A 10973-nucleotide genomic window follows, 5' to 3' on the forward strand; every position below is an offset into this window, starting at 1 on the left:
GTCTGGGCGATAGCAGAATGGATGCTATAAATATCAGAGTTGGCTATTTGTTTAATGATAAAAGAATAAATTAGACTGGAAATATAATAATCAGTTGCATACAATATTTAGCGTAATACCGTTTTTATGTTTTACGTTAAAGAGGTTTTGTTAATATGAGTTCAATGTTAAAAAACTTAAATAATATCCGCTCGCTGCGTGCAATGGCTCGTGAATTTTCCGTTGATGTACTGGAAGATATGCTTGAAAAATTCAGGGTAGTGACCAAAGAACGGCGCGAAGAAGAAGAACAGCTACAGCGCCAACGTGCAGAACAGCAGGCAAAAATTAATGCTTTGCTGGCGCAGATGCAGGCAGACGGAATCAGTCCGGAGGAGCTGCTGAGCATAACACCTGCGACGGCACGTTCAGTTAAAAAACGCCAACCGCGCCCGGCAAAATATCGTTTTATCGATATCAATGGTGAAACGAAAACATGGACCGGACAAGGTCGCACACCGAAGCCAATTGCCCAGGCGCTGGCTGCCGGTAAATCTCTTGATGACTTTTTGATCTAATTGCGAAGGCGGTGAGGAGAACCTCACCGCTTATTTTCAGCAAACGCCGAAATCACCCTCTTCGGTATATCGCGTGACATCAGCTGCTTTCAGCGTGAATTTATCACCGCTTTCATTACTGGCTTGTACCGCCACAATTTGATCGTCATTGACTTCAACAACCTTCAGTTTTGGACCGCCCATACGCGGTTGAACCAGATCGCCAGGTTTAAACATATTGTTGCGCTCCTTTACTTATCATTTATCGCAGAACTCACCATAGATCACGTCAACCGGCGGGTACAGTGCAGTTTCAATGATTACCGCTTAATGAGTACGTCGGTTCCAGGGCATGATGTCCAGTAATCGCGCCATGCCGCAAAAGCCGGTTACGCCAGCGAGTATCAGCCCAGCGCCGACAAAACCGCTCAGCAGGAAGAAAGCACTGCTGACGGCGTAACCCAGAATAACGCCGAGTAAGGCAAGGCTGCCTGCGGCTATCTGTACCTGACGCATCAGCGGTAACGGTTGTGAACTGTCTTTTGCCACCGGCAAACCAGCGGCTTTCCAGCCCTCAATTCCACCTTCCAGCAACCAGACCTGCGCGGGCGCGGCAATGGCGCTCAGTTTTGTTGCCGCATTTTGAGTACGTTTGCCTGACTGGCAGTGAAAAATCACCTGCTCGGCGCGTAAATTCGCAGGCAGCGATCCCTGCTCAAGGGTAGGTAACGGCGCCAGATGTGCCTCAGGAATATGCTCGTGTAGATACTCGTCAGCATCGCGGATATCAATCAGTTTTGCACCCTGCGCGACCAGTGTCTGCGCCTCGCGCGGGGAAATCGTCCCAATAGTCATGATGGCTCCTTATGGGCAATACAGTGTTTTTAATGTGGCGATCAGCGAATTCACGGCCGCATTTTTAATGGAGTAGAGGATGCGCTGGGCATCGCGCTGGCTTTCTATCAGACCTTCTTCACGCATACGCGCCAGATGCTGGGAAGTGGCGGAAGGGCTAAGACCGGTAACACGGGCCAATTCGCCCGCGCTGGTACCGGGCGAACCGCAGAGCATGCACAAAATCAGCAACCGTTTCGGGTTACTCATCGCTTTTAGCAGGGCGGCAGCCTGTTCAGCGCTGGCCTGGAGTTGTTCAAGTTCAGTCATATGTATTTAAGCATAATCTAAATTAAGCATATTCTAAAATAAACAACCAGCGTACGCCAGTGTAAAGAGCGTAAAGGAGGGTAAAACAGCCGCGGAATGCTGGCAGAGTTGGGTAGAATGGCTACTCTTAGAGATAAAATCTCTTTTTAAACAATGATTAATTTTTTGCTTGTAGGGAGTGTGTATGGGTTTCTGGAGAATCGTTTTTACTATTATTCTGCCCCCGCTTGGCGTACTGCTGGGGAAGGGGTTCGGTTGGGCATTTATCCTCAATATCGTTCTGACGCTGCTGGGCTACATCCCAGGTTTGATCCATGCCTTCTGGATACAGACGCGTAACTAATTCCTTTCTACTACGGCGCTTTGGCGCCGTTTTCTTTGTGTCCCTTTCTCCTCTGCTACACTTTTGGGTGTTGATTGTTAATTACCGAGGTGGATATGGGACTCTTTAATTTTGTAAAAGATGCGGGTGAAAAACTGTGGGATGCGGTCACTGGAAACCATGACACAGCCGATCTGGCAAAAAAAGTGCAGGAACACCTGAACAAAACCGGCATCCCTGATGCGGATAAAGTTGACGTGCAAATTAACGAAGGCAAAGCCACTGTTTCTGGTGATGGATTAAGTCAGGAAGCGAAAGAAAAAATTCTGATCGCGATTGGTAATATCTCTGGTATCGCCAGCGTAGACGATCAGGTTAAAACCTCTACGCCCGCGAGCGAAAGCCAGTTTTATACCGTGAAATCTGGGGATACCCTGAGCGCTATTGCCAAACAGGTTTACGGTAATGCCAACCTGTATAACCAGATATTTGAAGCGAATAAACCAATGCTGAAAAGCCCGGATAAAATCTATCCTGGGCAGGTATTACGTATTCCGGAACAGTAATGTGATTCAGGCTTATTGCGTCAGCAATTTGCCGGACATAGCCTGTTGAATAATCGGAATCGGCGTCAGCAAGTGCTGGCGCATTAATTCGCTGGCGCGCGCGGCATCACGTGCCAGAATCGCTTCGGTTAGCGTCTTGTGCTGATCGTGTTTGTCTTCCAGCATTTCAACCGACAGTACCGTTTTACGCAGCCAGATAAACCGGTAGCGCGCCGCCAGAGAGAACAGCCGTTCACGCATTTGCAGCAGATATTGTGAACCACAGCCGGCGACAATCGCCGAGTGAAACGCCTGATGGCGCTGATCCCACTCGTCGAGCATCTGTTCGCTGGCGTCAATGGCTTCAAGCTTACTGAGCATATGTGCGCGCGCCAGAATTTCAGCTTCCCAGGCGTCGTCGCCGCGTTCAATGGCCAGTGCGACCAGCATGGCTTCCATATTGGCGCGGGCATCGAAAATATCGAGCAACTCCTGTTCTGACATCGGGGCGACACGATACCCTTTCTGATTAACCACCGTCACCAACCGCTCGGCAACTAACTGCGAAAGCGCTTCGCGTAGCGGTCCCACGCCAAGCTCATAGCGTGAGGTCAGCAGGCTCATACGCAGTTTTTCATCAGGCTGATACACACCGCGGATGATGTCGTTCTTCAGCCAGCGGTATCCATCAATGGCCGTCGGTTGGGGAATGGCGGTCATGGTCATACTCCTGAAAGGATTTCCCGGCCTGCGCCGGGAACAGGTTTAATGCGTATTTTGCAATGGTGCTTTTTGCCACGATAGCAGTTTTTTCCAGCGTGACATAATGGGCACGGTGCAAATAATTCCTATGGCTAACAACCCGGTAGAGATAACTTCCAGCTGTTGGGCTGGGCGAAACAGCATGACCACCAGCACAAAGATAATAAACGCGATGACCAGCCAGGTAAGCCACGGATAGAGCCACATTTTCAGTTTAATTTCACCACCTCGCGCCAGCAGGATTTTGCGCATCCGCAGTTGAGAAACGGCAATGACCAGATAGACCAGCAGCGCGATGGCGCCGGAACTGTCGATCAGGAATTTAAACACCTTGGCCGGGGCGTAGTAGTTGACGATGACGGTGAGGAACGCGGCACCTGTCGACAGTAGCACTGCCACATAAGGCGTTTTGCTGCGGTTCGTTTTACCCATAAAGGCGGGGGCATCGCCACGGCGGCTCAGGGAGTAGAGCATGCGCGAGGACGTATACAGCGCGGAGTTAAGACAGCTGGTCACCGACAGCAAAATGACGCAATCCATGATCAATTTCGCGTGCGGGATATGCAGTAGCTCCAGTACCGAGCGGTAAGAGCCCACTTCTTTCAGTCCCGGCATGTTCCACGGGATCAGCGCCACCACCACAAAAATAGAGCATAGATAGAAGATAGAGATACGCCAGATAACCGAGTTGGTGGCGCGAACGATATGTTTATCCGGGGTATCGGATTCGGCGGCGGCGATGGTAACTATCTCCGCGCCCATAAAGGAGAACATGGTGATTAACATCGCGCTGATCACAGCGCCAAAACCGTTGGGCATAAAGCCGCCCTGATCCCACAGGCGTGAAACTCCGCTAACCTCGGCATAAGGGTAGAAACCGCTAATCGCCGCCGCACCGAGGGTAATAAACGCCAGAATGGCAATCACTTTGCACAGCGCCAGCCAGAACTCGAACTCACCGTAATTTTTGACGCTCAGCAAATTACTGCCGGTTAACGCCAGCGTGATAACCAGAGAAAACAGCCAGATAGGAATGCCCGGTACCCAGGAGTGCAAAATGATGGCGGCGATATTCGCTTCCAGAGGGATAACTAACACCCAGAACCACCAGTACAGCCAGCCGATGGTATAACCTGCCCACGGCCCGATGGCCTTATCGGCGTAGGTGGAAAAGGAACCGGTATCCGGGGTGGCAACGGCCATTTCGGCCAGCATGCGCATAATCATCACCACCAGCAATCCGGCGAACAGATAGGCTAATAATACTGCGGGACCGGCTTCTGCAATCGCCACGCTTGAACCGACGAACAAACTTGCGCCGATTACCCCGGCAATAGACAGCATGGTGACGTGGCGTGATTTCAGCCCGCCCCCTAAATCATGTGATTGTGACACTTGCCCCATCTTTAAACCTCGTTATTGTTATTGACGTCGCTTCCTGCACCTTACTCGTAGGCCCGGTAAGCGTAGCGCCACCGGGCATCACAACATTGCCGGATGGCAGCGCTTGCGCTTTATCCGGCCTACAATTTCCCGTTTTTATTCGGGGGTTTAACCCTGTTTTGCCTCGGCAAAACACTGGGCGATAATGTCCAACCCCTGGCGGATTTGCGCATCTTCAATGGTCAGCGGGACAAGAATGCGCAGCACGTTGTAGTAAGGTCCGCAGGAGAGCAGGATCAGCCCTTTATCGCGTGCACGCGCCACCACTTCCGCAGTCAGTTTGGCGTCTGGCTTCGTGTGATCGCCATCTTCGAACAGTTCGATAGCAATCATCGCGCCCAGCCCGCGTACGTCGCCAATCTCGCGGTGAGTTTCCGCGATAGCCAGCAGGCCTTCGCGCAGGGTTTGTCCCAGTTCGTTGGCTTTTTGCAGCAGATTTTCCTGTTCGAAAATGTTCAGTACTGCCAGTGCGGCGGCACAGGCAATTGGGTTACCGGCATAGGTACCGCCCAGACCACCCGGTGGGATTGCGTCCATGACTTCGGCGCGCCCGGTCACGCCTGCCAGCGGGAAGCCTCCGGCGATGGATTTGGCGAAGGTGGTGAGATCGGGCGCAACGCCCATCTGCTCCATGGCAAACAGCGTACCGGTGCGGCCCGCACCGCTCTGTACTTCATCGGCAATCAGCATGATCCCGTGTTCGTCACAAATGGCGCGCAGCCGTTGCATAAAGGAAGGAGAGGCCGCGTAAAAGCCGCCTTCGCCCTGAACGGGTTCAATCACGATGGCGGCGACGTCTTCTGGCGCGGCATCGTTTTTGAAAATGCGGTGAATGCTGGCGATAGCATCATCTTCACTGATGCCGTGCAGTGGGCAAGGATAAAGCGCGCGATACACGTGGCCCGGCATCAGCCCCATTCCGGCAGAGTATGGGTTCACTTTCCCTGTCAGTGACAAGGTGTAGTGGGTACGGCCGTGGTAAGCACCGCTGAAGGCGATCGTACCGGTGCGTTTGGTGGCGGCGCGGGCGATTTTCACCGCGTTTTCCACCGCTTCAGAACCGGTCGTCACCAGCAGGGTTTTCTTGGCAAAATCACCCGGCACTTTCTTATTCATGATTTCGCACAGCTCCAGGTACGGCTCATAGGCCAGCACCTGGAAACAGGTATGAGACAGCTTTTTCAACTGCGCTTCTACCGCAGAGACGATCTGCGGATGCAGGTGACCGGTGTTCAGCACCGCAATACCGCCAGCAAAGTCGAGGAATTCACGGCCTTCAACGTCCCAAACCCGACAGTTTTCTGCCCGCTCGGCAAAAATAGGGTGGATCTGTCCTACGCCACGGGGAACGGCGTTGCTACGACGTTGCATTAGTTCTTTGTTGGTGCTCATCAGGTATTCTCCAGTATTTATTTTATTAAAGGCCGATGCACATATATTTGATTTCTAAGTAATCTTCGATGCCGTATTTCGATCCTTCACGACCAAGACCGGAGGCTTTGATCCCACCAAACGGGGCGACTTCGTTGGAGATAATGCCGGTGTTAATCCCGACGATGCCGTACTCCAGCGCTTCGCCAACGCGGAAGACGCGGCTCAAATCACGGGCGTAGAAATAGGCGGCCAGACCAAACTCGGTGTCGTTGGCCTGAGCGATGACGTCAGCTTCGTCTTTAAAACGAAACAGCGGAGCCAGCGGGCCGAACGTTTCTTCTTTGGCGACCTTCGCGTTATCTGGCACATCCACCAGGATGGTGGGCTGGAAGAAGTTACCGCCGAGCGCGTGAGGTTTACCGCCCGCGATAATGCGTGCGCCTTTATCCAGAGCATCGGCGATGTGTTCCTGCACTTTGGCAACCGCTTTCTCGTCGATCAGCGGTCCGGTGGTGACGTCAGGTTGCAGACCATCGCCGAGATGCAGCTTGCTCACCGCCTGCTGGAGTTTTTCGGCAAAACGCTCATACACGCCGTCCTGCACGTACAGGCGATTGGCGCAGACGCAGGTTTGCCCGGCGTTACGGAACTTCGATGCCAGCGCACCTTCCACGGCTTTATCGAGATCGGCATCGTCAAAGACGATAAACGGCGCATTGCCGCCCAGCTCCAGCGATACCTTTTTGATGTCTTTGGCACACTGCTGCATTAACTGACGGCCAATTTCGGTTGAGCCGGTAAATGACAGTTTGCGCACCAGCGGGTTGCCGGTCAGCTCGTTACCTACCGCGCTCGCAGAACCGGTCACCACGCTGAAAACGCCAGCCGGGATCCCGGCGCGATTAGCCAGTTCTGCCAGCGCCAGTGCGGAGTAGGGAGTCTGGCTGGCGGGTTTAAGCACCATCGTACAGCCTGCTGCCAGTGCCGGACCGGCTTTGCGGGTGATCATCGCCGCCGGGAAGTTCCACGGCGTAATCGCGGCAGTAACGCCGATCGGCTGCTTAATGACGATCAGACGCTTATCGGCCTGATGGCCAGGGATGGTATCGCCATAGATGCGTTTGCCCTCTTCGGCAAACCACTCAATAAATGAGGCGGCATAGGTGATTTCGCCTTTGGCCTCCGCCAGCGGTTTACCCTGTTCCAGGGTCATCAGGCGGGCGAGATCGTCCTGATGCTCAATCATCAGGTTGAACCAGCGGCGCAGTATATTGGCTCGCTCTTTGGCAGTCAGCGCACGCCAGGCCGGCAGAGCGCGGTTAGCGGCGTTAATCGCTTCGCGGGTTTCATCTGCCCCCATTTTAGGTACGCTACCCATTTTCTGACCGTTGGCGGGATTGGTCACCTCGATGGTCTCGCCGCTGTTGGCATCACGCCAGTTGCCGTCGATCAGTGCCTGCTGGCGAAATAAGGTTGGATCGTTAAGTTGCATGATTGCTTCCTGTCTTAATCGGTTTAACGGGTAAATGCGGCGTGTAATGTCTCCACGCTACGTGCCGCACGCAGCGTGCGTCCGGGATTACTCTGGTTCTCCAGCAGCGCATGAACTTTGCTGACAATATGTGCGCCGATAGGGATTGCCGACGTTGCCGCCGGAGAAGGAGCGTTACAGGTGTGAATTGAGCGTGGCGTGGTGACAAACAGAAAATCGTCGATAAGCTTGCCATCAGGTGATACCGCCTGTGCCCGCACGCCCGCAGGCCACGGTTGCAGATCCTTAAGCGTCAGGCTCGGACAGTACTTTTGTACCAGCCGCAGATAACCGCTTTTGCACAGCGAATTCTTCATTTCGCCAAGCCCTGAGCGCAGGTTGTTTTGCAGCACGCGGCGAATACCCGAAGAGCCGAGGATCTCCAGCGTATCGCTGAGCGAGAAGTCACGCTTACGGTAGCCTTCGCGTTTAAATGCCAGTACTGCGTTGGGCCCCACGGTGACGCTGCCGTCAATCATCCGGGTCAGATGAACGCCGAGAAACGGCATCGCCGGGTCGGGGATGGGGTAGATCAGATGGTTGACTATCTGGTTATGTTCTGGCGCCAGGCGGAAATATTCGCCACGGAACGGGCAAATGATAAAGCCAGGTTCAACGCCGAGCATTTTCACCAGTCGGTCCGCCATCAGGCCAGAACAACTAATCAGTGTCGCACCTTCATATTCCTGGCCCTGACGGGTATGGACAATCACGCCCGCGGCATGCTCTTTCAGCGCGCTGACCTCGGCGTTGTAAATAATCTCACCGCCTTTGGCCTGGAAAATTTTCGCCATCGCGGCGGTGACTTCGCGGTAGCTGACGATCCCGCTCGACGGGACAAAAATGCCGCCCAGTCCGGTGATATTGGGTTCACGCTCGCGAAGCTCCTGCGCATTCAGCCATTCGCGCTCCAGACCGTTAGTGGCGGTGCGATCCCAAAGCGCGCGCATGCGCTCCATTTCCAGTGAGGAGGTGGCAACCAGCATTTTTCCGCAGACGTCGTAGCGGATGCCGTTTTGGTCGCAAAAGGCTTTTGTGGCGCGATTTCCGGCCAGGCAAAATTGAGCCTTCAGGCTGCCGGGGGTGTAATAGACCCCGGCATGAATGACGCCGCTGTTGTGGCCCGTCTGGTGGCAGGCCGGGCCGGACTCTTTTTCCAGTAGCGCGATTTTGGCGTCCGGATAGACATCAATCAGTTGCATGGCGGTCGACATGCCGATAATGCCGCCGCCAATAATCACAAAATCATACATCCGCTTTTCCTTCGCGCTTACTGATGGGTCTGGTAGTGGTTGGTCGCGTACGCAAAATAACCACGCTGGCGCATCAGTTCGCGGCGCAGATCCGGATGCGAAGTGAAGCGATCGCGGCCGTGCAGCCAGAACAGGTTGTTGATCAGCAGGAATTTACCCACTGAAACCGGAACGGAAATAATGCTCTTGCTGGTTTCCAGCGCATCGGACAGGTCACTCAGCCAGACGCCTTCTTCATAGTCTTTTGGCTGGACGAACTGGTCGATGTAGCGCATTACCGGGCGGCCCTGCTGGTCAACGTCAAACACCGGATGGAACACTTCCTGGCTGGCATTTTTGCTTGGCGGAGCGGCAAAGCGCATGGCGCGACGTGCCAGCGGATGGGTAAAGTACTGATCAAGATGTTCCCAGTCGTCGAGGTGCAGCAGCAGCGAGTTACCGCCGGTCATGTTCTGCTCGTCGATCTTCATCATCAGCACGTAATCGGTGATTTCTTCGAGGTAGGTTCCGTCGTTGTGCAATTCCATCACTCGGTGAGGCTGGCGCAGATAGCTGTCTGAGTTATCGACGTTTTTCACCACAAACCGTGCGTAATATTGACCGCTCATCGCATCAAAATTAGAGCGTCCGATTAGATGCGCTACCGCCGTTGCCAGCTTGACCATCTCTTCTGCCTGCGCCACGTCGTCTACGCCAACGGCATTGATCAGTAGTGCGCCTTCGGCACGATCGAGCAATGTTTTCAGCAGCAGGGGCTGTAACTGATTGCCGCACAGGTCGTCGAGGATCTTGCCCACTTTGAAGCGCAAGAAGGATTTGTATTCCAGCGCCTGAACCGGCCATTGCGCGACGGCCTGCAGAAATTGCTCAGTGGTCTCAGCAGAAAAAGTCAGCTCCAGCAGGCGTGGAGATTGGTCTGATGGTTTCAGCGTGAAACCGCTGTAGTGCTGGGCAGGATCTTCAGCATTCGGTTTTACGGCAGTCAGTGCGTTCATCAAATCGTTCCTCTCAGTAGATTGTCAGGGAGATATGGCGCAGCTCGTTTCGTAGCCATAAATTAAAAATATCTACATTTTTGAAAAACGCGCACAGAATGAGCTTGTTTGTTTATTATTTGTGATCAAAAACAACAATTTTTTAACATTATAAACGATGTGGATATCACGGAGTGAGGCGGGAAGGCGAGCTATCAGGCATCATACAAGCAGAGTTTTTGTCTATCTAACTTTTTGGTAATTAATGAATTTTTTGAGTGGTGCCACGTGTTCCACGTGGCCAATTAGTCTTTTTCTTCTTCAGATTTATGGCGACTGCTTTGATTGCTCAGTTGCGCTATTGGCAGAGACCGAATACGACTGTGAATACTCTGCGTAGAAGGGGTAGATGGTAATAATATCGTCGCTAATACTCTGTAACTGACGCAGTTTAACTGAGAAGTAACTTAATGAAGTTTTATTCGCGTTGCAGGCATCTTTGCGTTTCTTCCCGACGACCAGGAAATCTTTTAGTGCTGCAATATTATTCCTGCTGTTGATGCGAGCGATTTTAATTAAAACATTGAAATGTTCTTCGCTGAGGCTTCCATTTGACAAAGAACGATAGCTACGTGGACGGCAGTGTGACTGAGAAGGATGGCGCTGTGACATAAAAGAATCCATGGCTTTGGTTTCAAAAGTTCATTTTTTGCCATAGAAAATCATAAAATTTAATAATTTGTAATAACTCTAATTTAATCTAAAATCCGTAAAAATCAATAATCTAATTTTATATAAATTTATATAAAAATGATATATATAACGAGTTCATTATTGTGAACCATGAGCGAATGATTAAGTGTTTATCGATCCTGGAGGGCGATGTATAGAGTAGGTTTTCAGGTGCTTTTATGAAATTTTGCGGTGGTGACTATTTTTCTTTGGTTGATGAAACATATTGTTACATTTTAACTTGGGTTATGGATTATTCTTTGTTTAGCGATATATTTTATTAAATTTATATAACTTTTATTTGTAATAACGATACGTGCATTTTTACATTACAATT

13 protein-coding genes are annotated in these 10973 nt (G+C 52.0%); 3 read left to right on the forward strand and 10 right to left on the reverse strand.

Annotation, left to right across the window (positions count from 1 at the left end; all coding sequences use genetic code 11):
* The first annotated feature begins 155 nt into the window (after positions 1-155).
* The gene (gene stpA / locus BZK41_RS16050) at positions 156-557 is read left to right on the forward strand and encodes a DNA-binding protein StpA (protein WP_079938784.1); all 402 of its coding nucleotides are present in this window, start codon (positions 156-158) and stop codon (positions 555-557) included.
* Between the two features lie 36 nt (positions 558-593).
* On the opposite strand, the gene BZK41_RS16055 is transcribed toward stpA, so the two are convergent.
* From BZK41_RS16055 to BZK41_RS16065, 3 genes are all read right to left on the reverse strand, one after another.
* The gene (locus tag BZK41_RS16055; protein WP_003825999.1) at positions 594-773 is read right to left on the reverse strand and encodes a hypothetical protein; all 180 of its coding nucleotides are present in this window, start codon (positions 771-773) and stop codon (positions 594-596) included.
* Between the two features lie 90 nt (positions 774-863).
* Positions 864-1391, reverse strand: a complete 528-nt coding sequence (locus BZK41_RS16060; RefSeq protein WP_079938785.1) for a rhodanese family protein — start codon at positions 1389-1391, stop codon at positions 864-866.
* Between the two features lie 9 nt (positions 1392-1400).
* The gene (locus BZK41_RS16065; protein ID WP_003037247.1) at positions 1401-1700 is read right to left on the reverse strand and encodes a metalloregulator ArsR/SmtB family transcription factor; all 300 of its coding nucleotides are present in this window, start codon (positions 1698-1700) and stop codon (positions 1401-1403) included.
* Between the two features lie 184 nt (positions 1701-1884).
* On the opposite strand from BZK41_RS16065, the gene BZK41_RS16070 reads away from it, so the two are divergent.
* Together BZK41_RS16070 and lysM are read left to right on the forward strand one after the other, a co-directional pair.
* Positions 1885-2043: a YqaE/Pmp3 family membrane protein gene (locus tag BZK41_RS16070; protein WP_003037242.1), complete on the forward strand. Its 159-nt coding sequence runs from the start codon at positions 1885-1887 to the stop codon at positions 2041-2043.
* A 95-nt stretch (positions 2044-2138) separates the two neighbouring features.
* On the forward strand, positions 2139-2588 hold the full coding sequence (gene lysM / locus BZK41_RS16075; RefSeq protein ID WP_079938786.1) for a peptidoglycan-binding protein LysM: 450 nt from the start codon (positions 2139-2141) through the stop codon (positions 2586-2588).
* A gap of 12 nt (positions 2589-2600) precedes the next feature.
* Here lysM and csiR read toward each other — a convergent pair whose 3' ends face one another.
* The 7 genes from csiR to BZK41_RS16110 all read right to left on the reverse strand — a co-directional run bounded on the left by csiR (position 2601) and on the right by BZK41_RS16110 (position 10576).
* Positions 2601-3287, reverse strand: coding sequence for a DNA-binding transcriptional regulator CsiR (gene csiR / locus BZK41_RS16080; protein ID WP_020996289.1), 687 nt, complete (start codon positions 3285-3287; stop codon positions 2601-2603).
* 45 nt (positions 3288-3332) lie between these two features.
* Positions 3333-4733, reverse strand: a complete 1401-nt coding sequence (gene gabP, locus BZK41_RS16085; protein WP_048225221.1) for a GABA permease — start codon at positions 4731-4733, stop codon at positions 3333-3335.
* A gap of 147 nt (positions 4734-4880) precedes the next feature.
* A complete protein-coding gene (gene gabT, locus BZK41_RS16090) occupies positions 4881-6164 on the reverse strand; it encodes a 4-aminobutyrate--2-oxoglutarate transaminase (RefSeq protein ID WP_079938787.1) in 1284 nt (427 codons plus the stop codon).
* 25 nt (positions 6165-6189) lie between these two features.
* Complete coding sequence (gene gabD / locus BZK41_RS16095) at positions 6190-7638, reverse strand: NADP-dependent succinate-semialdehyde dehydrogenase (protein WP_079938788.1); 1449 nt, start codon at positions 7636-7638, stop codon at positions 6190-6192.
* Positions 7639-7661: 23 nt separating this feature from the next.
* Positions 7662-8930, reverse strand: coding sequence for an L-2-hydroxyglutarate oxidase (gene lhgO / locus BZK41_RS16100; protein ID WP_079938789.1), 1269 nt, complete (start codon positions 8928-8930; stop codon positions 7662-7664).
* A gap of 17 nt (positions 8931-8947) precedes the next feature.
* Positions 8948-9925 (reverse strand): glutarate dioxygenase GlaH, encoded by a 978-nt coding sequence (gene glaH / locus BZK41_RS16105; protein WP_079938790.1) that lies wholly within the window; start codon positions 9923-9925, stop codon positions 8948-8950.
* A 306-nt stretch (positions 9926-10231) separates the two neighbouring features.
* The gene (locus BZK41_RS16110) at positions 10232-10576 is read right to left on the reverse strand and encodes a PapB/FocB family fimbrial expression transcriptional regulator (RefSeq protein WP_044713312.1); all 345 of its coding nucleotides are present in this window, start codon (positions 10574-10576) and stop codon (positions 10232-10234) included.
* Between the last annotated feature and the right edge of the window lie 397 nt (positions 10577-10973).

The sequence above is a fragment of the Citrobacter sp. A316 genome (assembly GCF_002042945.1).
GTDB lineage: Bacteria > Pseudomonadota > Gammaproteobacteria > Enterobacterales > Enterobacteriaceae > Citrobacter > Citrobacter portucalensis.

Bases quoted from the DNA above. Each gene is read 5' to 3' on its own strand.
- stpA (WP_079938784.1), top strand. From the start codon at position 156: ATGAGTTCAATGTTAAAAAACTTAAATAATATCCGCTCGCTGCGTGCA.
- BZK41_RS16055 (WP_003825999.1), bottom strand. From the start codon at position 773: ATGTTTAAACCTGGCGATCTGGTTCAACCGCGTATGGGCGGTCCAAAA.
- BZK41_RS16060 (WP_079938785.1), bottom strand. From the start codon at position 1,391: ATGACTATTGGGACGATTTCCCCGCGCGAGGCGCAGACACTGGTCGCG.
- BZK41_RS16065 (WP_003037247.1), bottom strand. From the start codon at position 1,700: ATGACTGAACTTGAACAACTCCAGGCCAGCGCTGAACAGGCTGCCGCC.
- BZK41_RS16070 (WP_003037242.1), top strand. From the start codon at position 1,885: ATGGGTTTCTGGAGAATCGTTTTTACTATTATTCTGCCCCCGCTTGGC.
- lysM (WP_079938786.1), top strand. From the start codon at position 2,139: ATGGGACTCTTTAATTTTGTAAAAGATGCGGGTGAAAAACTGTGGGAT.
- csiR (WP_020996289.1), bottom strand. From the start codon at position 3,287: ATGACCGCCATTCCCCAACCGACGGCCATTGATGGATACCGCTGGCTG.
- gabP (WP_048225221.1), bottom strand. From the start codon at position 4,733: ATGGGGCAAGTGTCACAATCACATGATTTAGGGGGCGGGCTGAAATCA.
- gabT (WP_079938787.1), bottom strand. From the start codon at position 6,164: ATGAGCACCAACAAAGAACTAATGCAACGTCGTAGCAACGCCGTTCCC.
- gabD (WP_079938788.1), bottom strand. From the start codon at position 7,638: ATGCAACTTAACGATCCAACCTTATTTCGCCAGCAGGCACTGATCGAC.
- lhgO (WP_079938789.1), bottom strand. From the start codon at position 8,930: ATGTATGATTTTGTGATTATTGGCGGCGGCATTATCGGCATGTCGACC.
- glaH (WP_079938790.1), bottom strand. From the start codon at position 9,925: ATGAACGCACTGACTGCCGTAAAACCGAATGCTGAAGATCCTGCCCAG.
- BZK41_RS16110 (WP_044713312.1), bottom strand. From the start codon at position 10,576: ATGTCACAGCGCCATCCTTCTCAGTCACACTGCCGTCCACGTAGCTAT.